This window comes from Spirosoma fluminis, from assembly GCF_054778895.1.
This window is the reverse complement of record NZ_BAAGZD010000005.1, coordinates 21,703-39,368: the sequence shown is the minus strand read 5'-3', so window position 1 is coordinate 39,368 and position 17,666 is coordinate 21,703. Positions and strand designations below refer to the sequence as shown.

Genomic DNA, 17,666 nt, shown 5'->3' with positions numbered 1-17,666 from the left:
GTTTACTTTGTGAAGTAGACCTTTTTGATTTTGCCGTTCTCGATTGTGTAAATGGCTACTGCCTTTACCGGCTCTTTGTCGGCGGCAAACGTAACGCGCTCGTGGTCGATTACCGTATTACCCACGGCGATTCGATTCACTAACTCGCAGTGCAGCACCTTCGTCCGCTCAAACATGCTGCTATACTGCTTCCGCATTGTTTCTTTGCCTTTGTAGCGAAGCTTATCCGGAAAATCGTAAATCTCCACGTCATCGGCGTAGGGTTCCAGAAAAGCGTCGATGTTCCGGGCGTTATAGGCGTTGAGCTGGCGCTGAGCCAGGTCTGTGGGGGAATCCGGCAAGAGTTGGCTGGGTGTTGTTACGTAGCCCCGGTTAATCACCGTTTCGATGGCCGTAATTGCTTCGATACGTTCCAGCGGATTCTGATTCAGGATGACTACGTTCGCCAGTTTGCCTTCGGCCAGGCTACCAATCCGGGCTTCTTTGCTGAATATTTTTGCTCCATTTATCGTCGCTGATCTGAGCAAGTCGGCATTGGATAAGCCAGCGGCCTGCATGGCTTTCAACTCGTCAATAAAGGATGTACCATGAAACGTACCGGGGTTACCGGCGTCAGTACCGGCCGCCACGTTAATACCGGCGCTCCACACTTTTCTCAGGTTAACCCGCTTGATTGAATCAACCTTAGCCGCCCGATCCTTATAAGTTGAGCTCGTCAGAAAGTCGACGTAACGCTTCCGGATTTCGGGCTCGGGCAGGTGTCTGAAATCAAAAAGGGTGCCCAGTACGTAAGGGTTGGCCGTGCTAAACTCATAAGGCGTTAGGTTTCGGCTGTCCGTGAAGAAGCCAGCAATACCTCGGTTCACAATCATTGTGGGGCAGTAGCTGACCTTGTTCCTGCGAATCAGGTTCAGCAGTTCATCATCGACAACGCCATCCTCGGGGCTATGAACCAGAAAATCAGCCCCGTATTTTACCCCTAGTTTAGCGGCCAGCAATTCCTGCGTGTGGATCGCCAGCTTAAGCCCGTTCTTGTGGGCTTCGTCAATAGCCGCCTGAACGACCGGAATCATTTCGTCGCCTGTCTTCCCCATACCGCGGATAATAAACCAGACTTTAATAAAATCCGGCTTGTAAGGTAGCTGCTGACGCACAATCTCGCGGGCTTCCTCGGGCGTATTGGCTTTAATAATTGGTGAATCCGGTACTTTAAACGCGTCGGGCTGGTAGGTTGATACCAGCGGTCCGGTCATCAGAATCTGCGGACTGGTATCCTGTTTATTGAACCGGTCGCGATACGGGAATTGATACAGTGGGCCACCAATGTCAATGACGGTCGTGATGCCGCAGGCCAGGTAGCGACGTAACAAGTCGCCCATGTTGTCGCGTAACCACTGGCGTTCGGTTTCGTAAGGGCGGTATTTAGTGAGGTTGACCCCGTCTGGGCGGGTGTAGATGCTGCCCGATTGAAACAGGTGAATATGGCTGTCGATCAATCCCGGAATAAGCCATTTGCCGTTGGCATCGATAACTGTTGCTCCGGCGGGGGCGGTCAGGTTTTTACCAATTTTTTTAATGACTTCGTTTTCAATCAGGATGCTGACATGATCCCGAACTTTACCCGTTTCAACGTCGATCAGATTACCACCCACGATAAGAACGGGTTGTTTAGGCCGACTTGCGCTGTCAGCACCGATTTGCCCATACGTAAATACGCTGCTAAGTACATGGGTGAGCCATAGGCTATACTGGATGAAGTTCTTCATAATCTACCTGAATGAATCTGGCGTACGGAGACGCTTAATTATCGACGTTTTTGACGGTTGGCCGATTATCCGGCCGTCGTTTCTCGTATTGAATCCGGAAGGCCGTAAGATCCGGCGCATAGGGCCTTTTACGCTTTAATTCGTATTCATAAATAGTTTGGCCAAGCTGATACAGAAACGGGTGCCCGACCCGGTCGTATTCGTACTTGTCGTCGTTGAGAATACCGTCGCTATTTACGTAAATGGTAGCACTTAACATGTACTCGACTTTGTTGGCAAAATCGGCTACGTATGAGGCATCCGTCAGAAAACCGTAGGCCCAGCCTACTTTATTGAACACGCGTACGTTCTTGGGCATTTGGTGGTGTGCGCTGTCCATAAAAAAGAACTTTACGTAGCTGTCGTAATACTGAGTCGGGTCGTATTTAGGGTAGTTCGCTTCGCCCGGATATTGAGACAGGTACTGGTACAGGAATCGGTAATCGTCGTTGGTTAAGTTAAATCGTTGCTTAGCTGGTACCGAACGCGGGAACATGACCGACTTTAAGATCTGGTGCAGCGACTCTAACGGCAGCTTGTTTCGGCCCGTAAAATCGAACGGCTCATTCACCAGGCTATCCCGAACGTAATAGCCTTTGCCAAGTTTGATAGGGCGGCTGAAGTCGAACGGCGTGTTGTTGTACGCAGCGGCTTGCTTATGAACGACTGTACCGTCGGGCCGGATGAACCGAACTGGATTTGTATGGCGGTTTTCCTCGGGTGTCATTCTGACAAATCGGTGCGTAATCCGCGTGTCAAGGTAGCCTCGGTCGTGCAAAGACGTATTGATCGCCTGCTGTCCAACGAATTCATACATGCGGCTGTAGGGGTCATTCTCACTAACCAGAAACGCCTTTCTGATCAGATGGGCCAAAGATGGGTAACCGCTTTGGGACGTACTGTCGGTCCATTCATTAGTTTGCTGGCTATAGGCGCTGTCGAATTGCATGGCTGTGTGCTTGGTCACCTGCGGCAGATTCAGATTATTTACTTTCTCCAGAGACAGCAGCGCCAGGGGTAGTTTGACGGTAGACGCAGGGTTAAAGTACTCAGTGCTATCGACCCGGAAATAGTAATTGGTAAATGTGGGCGTATTGGCTTTGTCCCGGTTAATTTGGGTATAAATAATTTGTAGTCGATACGTCTCCGGATGCTTGATCACCTGCTGAAAAATCGCATTCTGATTCGTTGTAAACAGGTTCCGCAGAAAATCGTCGGTTTGAGCCTGCCCGTAACCGATGGATAGACATACGCATAAAAGGCCGGTGAGAAAGGTCGTAAATCGTCGCATGGCCAACAAAATACGAAATTGAACAAAACATCCTTCGGGCGCAGCCTTATTTACCGGGTCGGATTCTCGTCGATGCCGAGTCTGGGAAGTGCCGGGTTTAACTCGCGGGGAACCACTTTAATCCGGAATACGCGCGTACCGGCTACGTCGAAATCGCAGCTGTAAAATCCACGGAGTTTAACGCCCCGGTAAACGGCTGTATAGTTCACTTTGGGTGGCCAGCTGTTCAGAGCAAGCTCGGCGCTTATGGCGTCGACCGCTTTTCGGAGGTTAGAAAAGAAGATGATCGTTGGCTCTCGATGACGTAACGTATTAAGGGAGCCAACGTACTGGGTTGTAATCTCATAAATCAAGCGGCTACTCGGCTTTATCCGAACAGGCTTAGCCACGTTGCTAGGCAAAGGGTTCATATTTAACAATAATATGAAAAATTATTAAACAATTTTTCGAAGGCTAAACTAAAACTGGGCTATGGGCGTTTCTACATTATCACGATTACATAAGCCTGGCTGTTCAAAAACGGTCGGGCTTTTTTCGTGCTCAAACAGAAAGGTCGGCTATGTAGCCGACCTTTCTGTTTGAGTGTATACATCCTGAAACCAGACGGTTATTTTTTATACATCACAGTATCAACCGCCTGCATCGTCCGTTTCACGTTTGGCAGAATGGCCTCAATAAGTGTAGGCGCGTACGGCAGCGGAAGGTCCATGCTGTTTACCCGTACAACCGGAGCATCCAGATAATCGAACGCGTTACGTTGAATATTGTAGGTCAGTTCCGACGAAATAGCTGCCAGTGGCCAGGCTTCTTCCACAATTACACACCGGTTGGTTTTCTTTACCGAGCTGATGATCGTTGCGTAGTCGATCGGACGTACGGTACGTAAATCGATTACTTCCGCCGAAATCCCATTTTTTGCCAGTTCATCGGCGGCTGCCAGAGCTACCTTCATGATCTTGCCGAAGGAGACAATCGTTACGTCGTTTCCTTCGCGAACGATATTGGCCTGACCAATTGGAATCAGGTATTCTTCTTCCGGAACCTGGCCTTTGTCGCCATACATCAGTTCCGATTCCATAAAGATAACCGGATCGTTGTCGCGGATGCTGCTTTTAAGCAGACCCTTTGCATCGTATGGGTTCGAAGGTACCACCACTTTCAGGCCGGGTGTGTTGGCAAACCAGTTCTCGAAGTTCTGCGAGTGCTGCGACGAAAGCATACCGGCATTACCCGTTGGCCCACGGAACACAATAGGACAGGAGTACTGCCCACCCGACATCGACATTACCTTGGCGGCCGAGTTGATAATCTGGTCGATGGCAACCAGCGAAAAATTGAAGGTCATGAACTCGATAATCGGACGCAGTCCATTCATGGCTGAACCCACCCCGATACCGGCAAAACCAAGTTCAGCAATGGGCGTATCAATCACGCGCTCCGCGCCAAACTCGTCCAGCATACCCTGGCTTACTTTATAAGCGCCGTTGTATTCAGCGACCTCTTCGCCCATTAAATAGACTTTAGAATCTCGGCGCATTTCTTCCGACATAGCCTCCCGAAGGGCCTCACGGAACTGTATTTCTCTCATGCTGAATGCGTTGATTGCGTTTGATGACTCACCGCCTGCCCTAAGCTGTTGGCGTGAGCTGGCTTAAAAACTAGCCAAAATTAGGCAAAATGGGCTGATTCATCAAATGGCCCGCTTATCCAGATACGAAGTTATTGGCGGTTGCCTGCTAACAAAAATAAAATAGACTCCTCAGGCAACTTTGTCGCGATTAGCTGCATCATTGATCCATGCAGCCGCCGATGCGTTTGCCTGAATGCTGTTAAATGATCTTAACGGCGCAACAGACCTCGTAAGCTGAATTTATTTTTGCCAACACATCTACGTAACCTTTCCTTCATGAAGTTTTTACTTTACGTTATTTTATGCTTTGGTGCCTTCACGGCAACGGCTCAGTCACCAAGCATAGCTGAATCAACCCCAGGGCAGATTAAAGGGACACTAGCTGATTCGACGACTGCCAAAGCGGTTCCGTTTGCCACCGTTGCGCTCCAGAACGGAGCCGGAAAACTGATTACGGGTGCCACGACCGACGAAAAAGGGGCTTTTGTGCTTGAGAAACTCGCGCTCGGTACGTACCGGCTGGCCATTTCGTTTGTCGGTTACCGATCGCGGGTGATCGACAAAGTGACGATCTCGACGGACAAACCAGTGCTCGACTTAGGGCAAATTACGTTAGCTGCCGATACCCGTAACTTATCCGAAGTAAACGTAGTCGGTCAGAAAGCGCTCGTGGAAGATAAAGGCGATCGACTCGTTTACAACGCCGAGAAAGATATATCAAACGCCGGTGGAACGGCTGTCGACGTATTGCGAAAGGTGCCCACGCTCACGGTCGATCTGGATGGTAATGTACAGATGCGGGGTAACGGTAATATCAAAGTTCTGGTCAACGGAAAGCCATCGAGTATTATGGCGCGTAACCTGGCCGACGCCCTAAAGCAGATGCCGGCCTCAATTATCAAAACGGTCGAAGTAATCACCAGTCCCGGCGCTAAATACGACGCGGAAGGAGCCGGTGGCGTTATTAACATCATTACTAAAAAAGCCCTGCAAGGCTTCAACGGTACGGTGAATGCCACAGCCGGAAATTATAACCAGTCTGCAGGAACGAGTCTTAACCTGAAAAAGAAAAAAATTGGTCTGTCCCTGTCGGCAACGGGGTACCAGTACCGTAACATTCGCGAAAACCAATCGATCCGAACCGCCCTCGCCGACGGAGTACCGGTGAATATTCTCTCGCAACGCACGACCATGGATAACACCGGTATGGGCGGCTACGGCGAAATGAGCTTCGACTATGATCCCGACTCAACCAGCCGTATCAACTTCGCGGCTAACGTCTGGGGCGGTAACTTTCCCAATAACAGCATCGTCACGAACCGGTTAACAACGCCCGCGGGTGTTGAGCTGCAGGCGTTTCGAAACGAAATCCGGTTCCGAAACCCGTACGGCAATGGGCAGCTTGATCTGGGCTATACGAAAACATTCAAAAAGCCCGGCGAGGATTCGCCTGAGCAGGAGTTTTCGCTGCTGACCCAGTACAGCCGTATGCCCGACAACTATTTTTACGACACGGATCGCTACGCTACGTCGGAAGTGGTTACGTATCGGGAGCGTAGCACGAATTATAGTCGAAACAATGAATTTACCTTCCAATCCGATTACACGCATCCGTTTAAGTTTACCGGGCGAAAAGACACGACCAGTCTGAAACTGGAAGTAGGAGCGAAGGCCATTTTACGGTACATCGGCAGCGAATACCGGGTTGATCAGGCCAACGATCCGCGTGCCGACTTTGTGCCAGCGCCCGAGCTATCTAATGATTTTGCCTACACCCAGAAGGTATATTCGTCATATGCGTCATTACGGCTGGACACCAAACGTAAGTGGGGCCTGAACGCCGGGGCCCGGCTGGAACGTACCGAGATTCAGGGCGATTTTCTGACAACGCGTACGGCCTTTACCAGCCAGTATAATAACCTCATCCCAAGCGTTACGTTATCGAAGGGAATCAAAACCCACACCCTGAAGATAAGTTACACCCAGCGGATTTCCCGTCCCTTGATCTGGTACCTGAATCCGTGGGTTAATGCCGCTGACCCTAAGAACCTGACTACCGGCAATCCGTACCTATCGCCGGAACTGAGCCATGCAACCGAGTTTGCCTATAGCGTAACGACTAAGAAAGGACTGTCCATTAACTCGTCTCTCTACTGGCGGCAGACCAACAACGCTATTGAATATCTATCTACGGTGGATGCGGACGGCGTATCACTCTCGAAACCCCAGAACATCGGTCGGCGCGCCAACTATGGCTTGAACGTAAACGGTTCGGGGCAGCCCAACAAAAGCTGGAATTTAAGCGGGGGGTGGGACATTCGGTACGTTGATATGAGCAGTCCGACGCTCAACCTGCGGAATAGCGGATGGATCTGGAACGTCAATATGAACACCAGCTATAAACTACCAAACAATTTTACGCTTCAGGCCAACGGCAATTACGGCTCCGGCTGGATTAACCTTCAGGGAAATTATTCAGGCTGGTACTGGTACGGAATTTCGGGCAAACGGGAGTTCTGGGATAAAAAAGCTAGTCTGACCTTAAGTGTCAACAACCCCTTCAGTCGCGGTGTCCGACAAACGGGTACGCAGATGGCCCCATCGTTCGTGTCTGAATTCAGGGCGCTCAACGTAACGCGGGCTGTACGGCTGACCTTCGAGTGGCGGTTCGGACAGATGGGAAGTGGCGGAGGTAAGCAAAGCAAGAAAATCAGCAACGACGACCGGGGACGGTAGAGTGAATCAGGTGATGCTGGCTGGTTCTAGCGAACGACTGCCAGCTTACCCGCTACACCTTCCGAACCATCGGTGGCTACGACGACCACTAAATAAACCCCCGTCTGCGCCTGGCGCCCCCGATAGTCGCGAAGGTCCCAGGTGGCGGTACCCCCCTGAGAACGGGTTTCGTAAACCAGTTGACCACCCGCATCCAGAATCTTAACGGTTGCATTTTCGACCAGGCCATTAATGCCCACTGTGCCCATGTAGTCAGGCCGTACGGGGTTGGGAAAAATAGTCAGGTTGCTCAGGGTTTCGGCCGGTTCGGTAGCGGAGCCCCGGTAGGAGATCAGCCCATTGGGTGTTTGAACAAACACCTGCCCACTGATCGGTTCGATTGCCAGCGCCTGAATCTGATTTGTTGGCAGCGGACTGTTGCTGGCCGTAAATGTTTCCAGTAATTGAGAGCCGTCGGGCGCAACCAGGTAAAGGCCAGTCTGCGTACCAAGCCACTTTCGATTGCCGCCGTCTACGGCAATGGCTGTAATGGTTTCGGTGGGAAGCAACCGGCGTCGATTCAAGAGAGGAGGTTGCGCGTCAATAGTAACGTCAAAGGCACCGGCGGGGTTATCGAAAACGGTGGGACCCTGATCCGTGCCGACCCAAATGGCTCCCAGGCGGTCTTTAACGAGCGTACGAACGCTGTTGGTCGGAAGCCCACCCTGACCTCGTTCTGTTGTCAGGTAACGTACGCGGTTGCCCTGCGGATCAACAACGAGCAGGCCCCCACCAGCCTCCGGGCGAAGCCAGATAAAGCCGTAGTCATCAGGAACAACCTGCACGATATTAGTTTGACTGACTACAGGAAACGATTGAAATTGACCATCGGGCCGTCGAACGTGCAATGCTGCCGGACGGGCATTGCTGCCGCCGGTCGTTATCCATAAATTCCCGTCGAAGTCCGTAGCCAGACTCGTGATGAAGGGACCAATGCTGGGGGGTAACGTAACAGCCATTGGCAACTGCCCGGTAGCCTGACTCCATAAGCCTCCTCCGAAACTTCCTAAATACAATCGTTGCTCGGTCGGCAGATAAAGCGCAGCGTTGAAACTACGATCGAATCCCTGCACTAAATTACTGCTCCACCGGCCCGCGGGTACCGAGTACGTTTCAAAGGGGGCCGAGTTGACCGGTTGAGCTGTCGATAGCAGCGGAGAGACAGGCAAAGCAGCCAGGGTTTCCGGATAAGCAGCTAACTGCGGAAACTGGTCGCGGGTTGGACCTTCCGGAGCGATACGTTGGAAGGTGCCGGAATTACCAAGCAGTAAACCCCTCTGCACGTCAGCAACCCAGATTTGCGTTCCGTCAGCAATTACCTCGCGGGGTTCGGCCAGTAACGGTCCGGAGAACGGCCCGACGTTGGGTAACGTAACAGACTGATCAGTGGCTATGACTACAGTATTCCCAGACCGAAACAGCTGTACAGTCTGGTTATTCAGAGGCTGAGTCAGTACCCAGGCGTTGGTTTGGCGTTCGAATACACCCTGTCCGGGGGCTGATGCCAGTAACCGATTCTGTAGGCCAATAATACTGGTCAGGAAGGCTCCAGGCGCTGTAGCTGTCGCGCCGGGCAGTGGAATGGATCGCCAGTTTGCCGGATCCGCAATGTTAACGTTTGGCAGCAGCCGTATGGCTTGCAGATTATTTCTGAAGCCGCCAACGGTAGCAGGAAATGTCAGGGCGTACAAGCTGTCGGTTGTTGCAGCCGTTTGCAGAACCGGTAACGAAGAGCCGTTGTCAGTTCGTTGAGTAAAGTATGTATCCCGAATCTCGTTTCGGATCAGATCGAACACCACTAAGCCAAAATCCGTGCTGAGGTAAACGCTGTTGCCGATTCGGTTCAGGTGGTTTATAGTACGGGATTGTGGCAGGTTCGAAGCCGTGGCGATGGTGTTTATATTCTGGACGGAGACGGGTTCTCCAGTGGGCGAAACGGTCAGTATGTCCAGATTGCCGGTTCGGTAGGCAATCAGGAGTCGATTCTGGTCGGCGAGATACAGCAATCGGCTGATGCCCACGTCGCTTAAGGCAGGATCAGTATGTTTTCCGAGCGTAACGGTCTCCTGCGTTGTTTTATCGTAATAGAAAAAGCCGTTTTGACTAGCGGCATAGACTTTGTTAGCGACCACCGCGACCGATTGACCGGATTGATAACTAACGTGTGACTGCCAGGTTCCAAGCTGACAATACCCAGTGGATACGAAGCCGAAAACGTTGAAGAATAGCCAGAGAACTGAGCATAAACGGGCAAGCCCGCCAGGCAGTTGATAAGCCTGATTAAGCCCTTGTACGCTACGTTTCGTTGCAAATTCCGGGGTTGAGTGCCCTGGCTTACTCATCTTCGTCTTCATAGACCCACTCTTTCCGGCCGGCATCTTCTCCCAGGTTAAAGCAGCGTCGGCAGCGGGCCTCGTAACTATCTGTCTCACCGAGCAGTACGCGCTCCTGCGAGGGCACTAACCGGTACGAATATTGCGCTATATCGCCACAAACCACACAAATCGCATGAACTTTCGTTACGTATTCAGCAATGCTCATTAACTGGGGCATACATCCGAAGGGCCGCCCCGAAAAGTCCATATCTAAACCGGCAATAATCACGCGTTGTCCCTGGTTGGCTAACGCATCACAGACGGTAACGATATCTTTATCGAAAAATTGGGCTTCGTCGATGCCTACAACGTCACAATTGCCCGCGAGTGCCGTAATCTGGCTCGCTGTTTGCACAGGTATCGACTGAATAGTTACCGCTGAGTGCGAAACGATGTTCGCTTCGTGGTACCGGGTGTCAAGGGCAGGCTTGAAAATACGAACGTTAAGTTTGGCGATACGTGCCCGGTTGAGCCGACGAATCAGTTCTTCGGTTTTGCCCGAGAACATGGAGCCACAAATTACTTCGATCCAGCCCGTTCGGAGGTGGGGCGGTTCGCGTCGGCGGGTAGGTTCAATAAACATACGTATCGTTGGGCGGCAAGTGAGCGGACGTAACGGGCTGCCGCCTGCTTATTTTAAGCCATAAACTGCTTTTTTTGATTTATTTTCAACGAAAAAAAGGTTTACGACTGAAAATTTTATCTTTACAAAACAAAGAATAATTCAATTGATATACAGGTAGTTAATCCAATAGTTTACAAATTAGGATAACAATGGTATAACATTTGATTGCTCTTTGCTTTTACAAATGTAAAGGTTGAGTCTCGATCTGCCAGTCAAAGTTTATAAAAAAGCCCGGCGTCTGGTGGCCGGGCTGTGGGGTTAATTAGATGGTTTGAGCTTAAACTTGAAAAACTTCTTAGTCTCCCCTAGCGCGGCATTCAGCTTTTGGGCCTCAGCAAGGCGACGGTTCAGGGGTGCGGTTTCATGGTCGGCCGCTCGGACAGTGAAGGGGGTAGCGTTTCATGATGTGAAGCCTATTTGGTTCATAGCTTGCCTGAATGATAAACGTTCCTGGTACTCAATTACCTTCACCCCGTTTAGTTCAGCTACGTAGTGTTCTGCTGGTTTGCGCCTGCGTAAGATCAGCTTAACCAGACCTTGCAGGGTGGCTGGTCGCTCACGGGGATTAAGCGATAGGTCAAAGCCGCCAAAGTCACCGTTGAACCTGATCAGGTGCGGCTCGCCTTTCGTGGTCGTCAGCTCCAGCGTCACCTTACAGGCATACTGGCGATCCATGATCAGCGACTCAGGCGTTAGGCCGATTGCGGTTGCATCGATGTTCATAACTGTCTTAAGGATTTACGTACTAGCCAGCCAACAATTAGCAGCGTTAGCCCGATGCAGGAGCCAGCGACAGCGCCAGCTCCATCGCGTCGATACGTAACCGGACCACGCACGTAGCGGATCAGCAGCAGGCAGATCAGGCCAGCGATGAAGACAAGTAGGGGGTTGCCGTGCAGGGTGTGGTAGTGGTGAATCATGGTTTAGAAATGTAGAATTATAGAAGCGATTGAACACAACGCGAAACGAGCAGCTCCATTGTCGGCGGTGGGTTGGCGTTACCGATCTGTTTCTGCTGGTCGGACTTGTTACCCAGTATTCGATAGTCGATTGGGAACCCCTGAGCTAAAGCGGTCTCTTTGGGTTGCAGCATCCGGAAGTAACAGTCGTCGATATCGGGCTTCGCATCGACCAGTGAAATGCTGTCACGGGTAGGTATGGTAAACGAGGGATCGGTTACCTGACAGACGTTCATGGTGCCATGGTAGGGCGTCAACACTAGACTACTATGGCCAGTTGTCATCTGCGTATCCATCGGCTGAGTCATTGGCTTGGCGCGGGCCGTACCGTGAATCGGAACAACCAACCCATTCGTAACAAGGCTCGACTGGGTTGTTAATGGATCGGTCGCTTTGATCGTATTCGAAGTGCCACGGTAAATGGTCAGAAACGAACCGGGGGGAAATAGCAGAACTTCCCGATTAACGCTGGTCTGAGTATGCATCACCTCAGTTAATGCCCTAGCAGGTGATTTGTCGCGATTAGCTAATAGAAACGGCTGAGGTGCCACAAACCCTAGGCTTTCTTTGGTAGTCTGTGTTTGAAATACCTCGGCTATTGTCCTTGTTGTCGGCTTTTTCGCCTGACTGTGCAACATGTTGAACAGGTAAGGCGAAAACAGGTAACTACTATTCCGCGCAACCTGACAGTGTAACTCTTCATCAATGGATCGAACCCGGCTACCCACTCCGGATGATTGCGCCTGATTAAGAATAGAAGGCCGCACACCGTATTTGTCTAAACCGTATTGAATTCTGGCCAGGGTGTTGGCACTGAGCGGCTTCATCTTCAAACTTTCCCGGTCACCGATACGAGTCATGGGTATAGACAGATCAAGCGCGTTTAGTGCAGCATAATAGAATGGCACAACAGGACACGTACAGACTGAACACCGATAGATATATTGCGTCTTGTACTTACCAGCCCTACGTCCATTCTTCCAGGATTGATACGCTTCAACCGTTCCGCAGCGAGGGCAAGGAGCCTTCGGGCGAATGTCCAGATCAGGTTTACGATTACCTTTCTTCCAAAACACAATGTATATCCGATCGCGTGACTGAGGGGCGAATCCATTAATCCCCTCACCATGGGCAAACATCGCATTCAGGTAAACGCACTCGTGCAGATAGCCCAGTGAGTGCATAGCTTTTAGCCAGGCATCGAACATCACCCACATCCGGACGTCGACGACGTTCTCAGTGATCACGAACTCGTACTTGTGAATCTCGGCAAACCGGGGCACGTCCCACATGGTAGCGCGTGAGCGAACCGCTGAGGCATCGAAGGCTTTATTCTGAAAGATGTCCTGCTGATGCAGGTTCTTGCGTTTGTGACCTTTGGCCAGTGAGTGATTGGTACATTCAGGCGAAGCGATCAGCCCCGTTGTCCGTTGGTATCTGGCTGGGTGCGTCTCGCTGATGTCGGCGCAATCATGGTGCGTATTAGGATGGTTAGTGTTATGGCTCTCAATGGCAAGTTTCCAGTGATTGAGCGCGTATTGAACGTGCGTTCCTGCTACGTTGCGGGCTCCTTCGCTGGAGCCACCGCAACCGCAGAACATATCGGTAAGAGTGATCATGCTTGTTAAAATAATTTGAATTGACCGTGTTTGTCGGTTTCGATCGGCTCGGCCTTAAGCTGCTCGTAGCTGATCGGCTCCAGATGCTGGTAGCCCTCGACGAGCGGGTGATTGTAGCGACCCCCGTTCGTGTTGCGGCCAATGCCCTCGGCTCGAATGATTCCCGTGTCAATGGTTACGTCCCAGGTGATCAGGTCGGTGTGCTTACTGGAGGAACACAGACAGAAGTAGACCAGCCGCATCACGTTCGATACGTAAGCCTTGATACTGTTATTCGGACCCGTAGCGGGCATCCGGGTAAAGCTCACGTGCAGCGTCGCGTTCGGGCTGTCGGGTCGGCTGTTGCTCCGGCACGGTAAGGGCGTGCGGATATTGCCGAAATCCATCGACATGATGTGATGGTTGCTGTAGTCCTCGAACTTGACGACGACCGGCAGTACACCGAGTTCGGGCGCGATCACCTGGAGCTTATCGCCATCGGTGTAGACAATGCCGTCGATCTCGAACGAACGCACTGGCTTTGAGTCGGGAGCGAATTTCTTAGCCATTAGTTTGGGTATCTAATCGTTTACCTTCCTTATCGTAATACTTCGCATGTACAGTCAGGTACGCCAGCCATCGCTGATGTGTCTGCTCCGGAGTGCCCGGCTTTGTCCACTCCACGAAGGCCTCCCAAACCTCCGCAACAATTCCATCAGGGCAGGGTCTCATTGTGTAAGGCAGGGAGAACCGGTCGGCTTTCTTAATAGCCATCAGGACTTCTTGCGGTAATGCTGAATCAGAATATAGATCGCGAGTGCCGTTAGGAGTAGACCGATGCAGTTCCAGACGCCGACCATAGTGGCCACGGTATAAGTAGCCATGAAGCTGGCCAGACAAACGAAAGCTTGTCTCATATCGCGTCCAATTTCTTTAGATGCTCCATCACCAGGCTACCGAACGCCGAGAAGAACGAATCATATAGGTCGCTGGTCTCTGGCTGGTACATCGTCACAGCCGGACCGATTACCTTTACTTTCGAGAAGTAAGCGACCAGCGCCTTCTTATCGGGAGCCAGCCGCTTGGTACGTTCACGGTCAGCTTTACGTTGCGCTTTGTCTCTCTCCTGCTGCTCTTTCTCCTGTCGAATCAGTTCAGCTTGATACCGGGCCTCCTCTTCAATGCGTAGCCGCTCCTGCTCCTGAGCAACCTCACGGTCATATTGCTCACGAATAATCCGGTCCGCTTCGGCCTGATCCGCACGAAGTTTAGCCTTAGCCGCTTCCAGCTCCCGGCGCTCAGCCTCTAATCGTTCGCGCTCCTGCTGCTGCTCGGCCTCGATCCGCCCCGCTTCGGCTAAACGGTTGGCTTCGATCTGAACGAGTCGATCCTGCTCGGCCTGATACACGGTATTGACCAGCTCAACTGTCGGCGCGTAGTCTTCGTCCGACAGATCGCGGATGTCGTCCACCAGAATAACCGTCTCTCCAAACCCGAACGAATCGCTCACGGCGTCGTAGGTAAAGCCGCGTTCCTGGAGGAACTTGGTACGCTCGCTGTAACGAATCCGTTCGGCCAGTGCCTTTTCTTCGGCGATCCGTTCGCGCTCGTCATTGTAGGCTTTTTCCTGTACCGACAGGTCATTCTCGATCGCTTCCATCGGCTCGACCAGTTGCTTCATGGTCGAATTGACTTGCTTATTGTAAGCCAGATGGGGGGCCTTCAACTCGTCGGCTTTCTTCTCGACGGCAATACGTTGCTTCTTGACGACCTGCCGAAACTCATAGACCGCTTTATATCCATTCTTATCGTCGGGACCGGCGATGGTCAGGCTGGCGGCCTTCTGTTTCATCTCCTCGATGGCGGCTGCGGTTACGTCGAACTTAATCGGGGTCTGACTGGGGCCGGTAGGGGAAACCAGAACAGCGTCGTGTACTTTTTCTTCGAGTAATTCGGTATTCATGGTGTTAAGCGCGGATTAGTTTTACGTGATCACTACTATAGGTGCGGGCCTTGTCTTTGCCATCTTCGAGCACCTTAATCAGCCCGTTCGGAGTCCAGCCAATCACGGAGCCGACGAAGTTTCGGACGTGACAGCCGTTGCGATGTACAGCGACTCGAACGCGGGCATCTTTCTTGATTTCAGTCGTCATTGTTTAGCAGGGAGAATTTTTTGAGGAGAGCATCGACTTTGGCGGGCTTCAGGATGCGGGGGTACCTGCGCTTCTCGTATTCCCGAATCAGGTCGTGAACGAGCCGGTACGGATTGGTACACGTCCGACGGATCAGCGCTTTGCCGTTCTCGTTGCAGGTGACCAGCTTCCCGTCGCCCCGGACGATGGTATACCGCCCTGGGTCGTCGCCGTGATCAATTATCTCCAGCCACTTGTTCATTTGGGTAGCCAGTTCTTGCCCTTACAGGCGCGTTGGTTGAAGGTGGCCCAAAGAAATTCTTCCTTGAAGGTGATGTGAAGCGTCCCCTTCTTGAAGCATCGAATCAGAAAGAATTCGGATTCGTGAAGGCTATTGTCGCCAACTGCAATTGTTTCGATCGACCGTTTAAGGCTCTTGAGCTTGTATTCCTTCTCATGCTCACGAACTCGGTAGTCGTAGTCTTTTACGGGTCGGCTCATATCGTCGTAGTCCTTACCCGACAGCCAGCACATGACCTTGTCGATGTCTTCGAACTGACGCCACTTATCGTAGTAAATCCGGTAGTGATCCTGCCAGCGATGATCAGCGTCGAGGAAGCCAGGTAGAATAACTTTCCTGTTGACCTTCCAGGCGCTGTTGGTTTTCCAGCCTTCGACGTGGCACCGGTTCTCTTTGTGATACTTGGTGAACGTATCGAAGACATCGACGATCGCGCTGTCCATAATGCCCTCCCGGTTCATGATCAGCAGCTGCACCAGGCTGATGATGTTCTCGCGGGTAAGGGCCATAGACCCCTGCGACTGGCGGAACTTCTCCAGGTTCTCGTAGACGCCGTGGGTGAAGATTTTCTCAACCTCCATCTTGGAAATGATACCGCGCCAGGCCGATGCGTTCAACTCACTAATGAACCGGTTGTAGGCCGCCCCCGATGTTTTCTCTTCCTTGCAGGCCGCATGGGCACTATCGCCAATGTTCAGATTACCCTTACCCGATTTAAGGAATGCGTTCCCGTAGAACAGCAGGGCGTTACGGGCCTTGATGAATTCGACCATGGCCAGCCGGGTTAACTCGTACTGACGAAGCATCGCGCCGGTTACGTCGTTGAGGGCAACCTGGTTACCGGCAATCTCGGGACTGAAATCAACTTCGGCCTCTTTAACGAAATCCAGATCAAGCTCAAAGCGTGGATCAGGGGCTTTCTTTTCGAGTCGGACCAGCGCAATGTTTACGTTCGTGCGCCGGGCTGCGTTCGCAAATACCGGACCGAGCGGCTTAACCGAACCATGCTGCTCGATGATGTCGGTCAGCAGTTGCCGCTTGCGGCTGAAGAGGTTGTTAATCGTTTCCTGATTCAGCAGACAGACGATATGACCAGAGCGTAAGACCTCCCAGGCTTTCAGCAGGTGATCGGCGCCGTTCGAGAAGGGCGGATTCATCAGGATCAGATCAAAGCTATAGTCACCCGAGTAGGTCAGGAAATCGTTTTCAATAACCCGGTACTGCTTTCCCTGTAGGGTATACGTTAGTTCCGGATCGGATTCGATGGCGTACAGATTCTTCTTTGGAACGTCGACCCACTTCGTAGTCAGATAATCCAGGATAGCCCCCGAACCCGCCGATGGCTCCAGTATTTGAAGCCCCTTCAACTCGGCGCGGTGCGGCTCGACCATCTGGTGAATGACCGCTTCGGGAGTCGGATAAAAGTCGGGATTGTTCAGCATCAGTTAGATAATGGCCGCTGACGCCGATCGCCAGCGGCCAAGTGAGAAGGTGTGATTACTGAGTTACTTCGCCAGAATCAGGATCGATGCCATCGGGAGCAGGTAGGCCCAGATCAGCCGCTTTACCGTGTGCAAACGGATTATAGTAATTCATCGCTGTTTTGATGTTGGCGATGTCGGTGAGCGTCTCCTGGCGGAAGATGGGACGATCCTTGGCGTACGCTTTCAGGGCAGCCGTCGTCTCCTTATCCCCCATCTTATACGAGAACGTAGCGATGTAATACACCCCTTTGGGCTGGATGTTGTTGTTCTCCTTCCGGTCCGCAACCGCCGTAATCACTACGTCAGCCAGCGTCAGATCATCGTAGTACAGCGGCTCGATGAGCCGGAAAATGTTATCAACCGAATAGCCGTGAAAGAGAATTGCGGATACGCAGTTCTTCTCGTCGATAAAGAATAGCTCCGCCCACGTCTTAGTCCCCATGTTGAGGATGTTGTCGGTGAAGATGCGCCACGCGATCGGCTGAAAGCTAAAACTCCGGCCCAGCTTCTGATCGCCGTTGATGTTGAAGACACCTTCCTTAGCGTCGAAGCGGTACTGGCGCGGGTGGCCTTCGAGGTACTTGTACTTATCGACGACCTCGCCGGTAAGGGCGTGCAACTTCTGGTAAGACTGCATCGGAGCGGTCTCGGTCGTGGTAGTAATCTCGGTTGATTTGCTGGCGTTGGCCAT

18 protein-coding genes are annotated in these 17,666 nt (G+C 51.9%); 1 reads left to right on the top strand and 17 read right to left on the bottom strand.

From position 1 onward, the window contains the following. Window positions 1-2: 2 nt before the first annotated feature. The 4 genes from ACYVBJ_RS10075 to ACYVBJ_RS10060 form a co-directional block, all read right to left on the bottom strand. Window positions 3-1,766 carry an amidohydrolase family protein gene (locus ACYVBJ_RS10075; RefSeq protein ID WP_460982173.1) on the bottom strand — a complete coding sequence of 588 codons (1,764 nt, stop codon included), beginning with the start codon at window positions 1,764-1,766 and terminating at the stop codon, window positions 3-5. A gap of 34 nt (window positions 1,767-1,800) precedes the next feature. Further along, window positions 1,801-3,096, bottom strand: a complete 1,296-nt coding sequence (locus tag ACYVBJ_RS10070; protein WP_460982172.1) for a serine hydrolase — start codon at window positions 3,094-3,096, stop codon at window positions 1,801-1,803. 50 nt (window positions 3,097-3,146) lie between these two features. Further along, window positions 3,147-3,506, bottom strand: coding sequence for a hypothetical protein (locus tag ACYVBJ_RS10065; RefSeq protein ID WP_460982171.1), 360 nt, complete (start codon window positions 3,504-3,506; stop codon window positions 3,147-3,149). Between the two features lie 197 nt (window positions 3,507-3,703). Further along, entirely contained in the window at window positions 3,704-4,699 is a 996-nt protein-coding gene (locus ACYVBJ_RS10060; protein WP_460982275.1) for a pyruvate dehydrogenase complex E1 component subunit beta, read from the bottom strand. A gap of 303 nt (window positions 4,700-5,002) precedes the next feature. Between ACYVBJ_RS10060 and ACYVBJ_RS10055 the strand changes: the two genes are divergently transcribed. Further along, the gene (locus tag ACYVBJ_RS10055; RefSeq protein WP_460982170.1) at window positions 5,003-7,462 is read left to right on the top strand and encodes a TonB-dependent receptor; all 2,460 of its coding nucleotides are present in this window, start codon (window positions 5,003-5,005) and stop codon (window positions 7,460-7,462) included. A 26-nt stretch (window positions 7,463-7,488) separates the two neighbouring features. Here the strand turns inward: ACYVBJ_RS10055 and porZ are convergent, their stop codons facing one another. The 13 genes from porZ to ACYVBJ_RS09990 form a co-directional block, all read right to left on the bottom strand. Beyond that, window positions 7,489-9,855 (bottom strand): type IX secretion system anionic LPS delivery protein PorZ, encoded by a 2,367-nt coding sequence (gene porZ / locus ACYVBJ_RS10050; protein WP_460982169.1) that lies wholly within the window; start codon window positions 9,853-9,855, stop codon window positions 7,489-7,491. Further along, a complete protein-coding gene (locus ACYVBJ_RS10045; protein WP_460982168.1) occupies window positions 9,836-10,459 on the bottom strand; it encodes a thymidine kinase in 624 nt (207 codons plus the stop codon). Before ACYVBJ_RS10045 ends, porZ begins: the two co-directional genes overlap by 20 nt. 441 nt (window positions 10,460-10,900) lie before the next feature. Then, window positions 10,901-11,224, bottom strand: coding sequence for a hypothetical protein (locus ACYVBJ_RS10040; RefSeq protein WP_460982167.1), 324 nt, complete (start codon window positions 11,222-11,224; stop codon window positions 10,901-10,903). Continuing rightward, complete coding sequence (locus tag ACYVBJ_RS10035; RefSeq protein ID WP_460982166.1) at window positions 11,221-11,421, bottom strand: hypothetical protein; 201 nt, start codon at window positions 11,419-11,421, stop codon at window positions 11,221-11,223. Before ACYVBJ_RS10035 ends, ACYVBJ_RS10040 begins: the two co-directional genes overlap by 4 nt. A gap of 17 nt (window positions 11,422-11,438) precedes the next feature. After that, window positions 11,439-13,079, bottom strand: a complete 1,641-nt coding sequence (locus tag ACYVBJ_RS10030; protein WP_460982165.1) for a DNA cytosine methyltransferase — start codon at window positions 13,077-13,079, stop codon at window positions 11,439-11,441. Between the two features lie 5 nt (window positions 13,080-13,084). Continuing rightward, the gene (locus tag ACYVBJ_RS10025; RefSeq protein WP_460982164.1) at window positions 13,085-13,627 is read right to left on the bottom strand and encodes a hypothetical protein; all 543 of its coding nucleotides are present in this window, start codon (window positions 13,625-13,627) and stop codon (window positions 13,085-13,087) included. Then, entirely contained in the window at window positions 13,620-13,790 is a 171-nt protein-coding gene (locus tag ACYVBJ_RS10020; protein WP_460982163.1) for a hypothetical protein, read from the bottom strand. Before ACYVBJ_RS10020 ends, ACYVBJ_RS10025 begins: the two co-directional genes overlap by 8 nt. A gap of 41 nt (window positions 13,791-13,831) precedes the next feature. Next, entirely contained in the window at window positions 13,832-13,975 is a 144-nt protein-coding gene (locus ACYVBJ_RS10015) for a hypothetical protein (RefSeq protein WP_460982162.1), read from the bottom strand. Further along, on the bottom strand, window positions 13,972-15,021 hold the full coding sequence (locus tag ACYVBJ_RS10010) for a hypothetical protein (RefSeq protein ID WP_460982161.1): 1,050 nt from the start codon (window positions 15,019-15,021) through the stop codon (window positions 13,972-13,974). The genes ACYVBJ_RS10015 and ACYVBJ_RS10010 overlap by 4 nt, the downstream gene beginning before the upstream one ends. A 4-nt stretch (window positions 15,022-15,025) precedes the next feature. After that, window positions 15,026-15,211, bottom strand: a complete 186-nt coding sequence (locus ACYVBJ_RS10005) for a hypothetical protein (protein WP_460982160.1) — start codon at window positions 15,209-15,211, stop codon at window positions 15,026-15,028. After that, entirely contained in the window at window positions 15,201-15,452 is a 252-nt protein-coding gene (locus tag ACYVBJ_RS10000; protein WP_460982159.1) for a hypothetical protein, read from the bottom strand. Before ACYVBJ_RS10000 ends, ACYVBJ_RS10005 begins: the two co-directional genes overlap by 11 nt. Then, window positions 15,449-16,933, bottom strand: a complete 1,485-nt coding sequence (locus tag ACYVBJ_RS09995) for a DUF4942 domain-containing protein (protein ID WP_460982158.1) — start codon at window positions 16,931-16,933, stop codon at window positions 15,449-15,451. The genes ACYVBJ_RS10000 and ACYVBJ_RS09995 overlap by 4 nt, the downstream gene beginning before the upstream one ends. A gap of 55 nt (window positions 16,934-16,988) precedes the next feature. Continuing rightward, window positions 16,989-17,612 (bottom strand): hypothetical protein, encoded by a 624-nt coding sequence (locus tag ACYVBJ_RS09990; protein WP_460982274.1) that lies wholly within the window; start codon window positions 17,610-17,612, stop codon window positions 16,989-16,991. Window positions 17,613-17,666 lie beyond the last annotated feature (54 nt).

What these genes read in the sequence shown, in the direction of transcription:
- ACYVBJ_RS10040 (WP_460982167.1), bottom strand. Translation starts at nt 11,224, where the DNA reads ATGAACATCGATGCAACCGCAATCGGCCTAACGCCTGAGTCGCTGATC.
- ACYVBJ_RS10015 (WP_460982162.1), bottom strand. Translation starts at nt 13,975, where the DNA reads ATGAGACAAGCTTTCGTTTGTCTGGCCAGCTTCATGGCTACTTATACC.
- ACYVBJ_RS10055 (WP_460982170.1), top strand. Translation starts at nt 5,003, where the DNA reads ATGAAGTTTTTACTTTACGTTATTTTATGCTTTGGTGCCTTCACGGCA.
- porZ (WP_460982169.1), bottom strand. Translation starts at nt 9,855, where the DNA reads ATGAAGACGAAGATGAGTAAGCCAGGGCACTCAACCCCGGAATTTGCA.
- ACYVBJ_RS10070 (WP_460982172.1), bottom strand. Translation starts at nt 3,096, where the DNA reads ATGCGACGATTTACGACCTTTCTCACCGGCCTTTTATGCGTATGTCTA.
- ACYVBJ_RS10010 (WP_460982161.1), bottom strand. Translation starts at nt 15,021, where the DNA reads ATGAATACCGAATTACTCGAAGAAAAAGTACACGACGCTGTTCTGGTT.
- ACYVBJ_RS10005 (WP_460982160.1), bottom strand. Translation starts at nt 15,211, where the DNA reads ATGACGACTGAAATCAAGAAAGATGCCCGCGTTCGAGTCGCTGTACAT.
- ACYVBJ_RS10045 (WP_460982168.1), bottom strand. Translation starts at nt 10,459, where the DNA reads ATGTTTATTGAACCTACCCGCCGACGCGAACCGCCCCACCTCCGAACG.
- ACYVBJ_RS10025 (WP_460982164.1), bottom strand. Translation starts at nt 13,627, where the DNA reads ATGGCTAAGAAATTCGCTCCCGACTCAAAGCCAGTGCGTTCGTTCGAG.
- ACYVBJ_RS10000 (WP_460982159.1), bottom strand. Translation starts at nt 15,452, where the DNA reads ATGAACAAGTGGCTGGAGATAATTGATCACGGCGACGACCCAGGGCGG.
- ACYVBJ_RS09990 (WP_460982274.1), bottom strand. Translation starts at nt 17,612, where the DNA reads ATGCAGTCTTACCAGAAGTTGCACGCCCTTACCGGCGAGGTCGTCGAT.
- ACYVBJ_RS10075 (WP_460982173.1), bottom strand. Translation starts at nt 1,766, where the DNA reads ATGAAGAACTTCATCCAGTATAGCCTATGGCTCACCCATGTACTTAGC.
- ACYVBJ_RS10030 (WP_460982165.1), bottom strand. Translation starts at nt 13,079, where the DNA reads ATGATCACTCTTACCGATATGTTCTGCGGTTGCGGTGGCTCCAGCGAA.
- ACYVBJ_RS09995 (WP_460982158.1), bottom strand. Translation starts at nt 16,933, where the DNA reads ATGCTGAACAATCCCGACTTTTATCCGACTCCCGAAGCGGTCATTCAC.
- ACYVBJ_RS10020 (WP_460982163.1), bottom strand. Translation starts at nt 13,790, where the DNA reads ATGAGACCCTGCCCTGATGGAATTGTTGCGGAGGTTTGGGAGGCCTTC.
- ACYVBJ_RS10035 (WP_460982166.1), bottom strand. Translation starts at nt 11,421, where the DNA reads ATGATTCACCACTACCACACCCTGCACGGCAACCCCCTACTTGTCTTC.
- ACYVBJ_RS10065 (WP_460982171.1), bottom strand. Translation starts at nt 3,506, where the DNA reads ATGAACCCTTTGCCTAGCAACGTGGCTAAGCCTGTTCGGATAAAGCCG.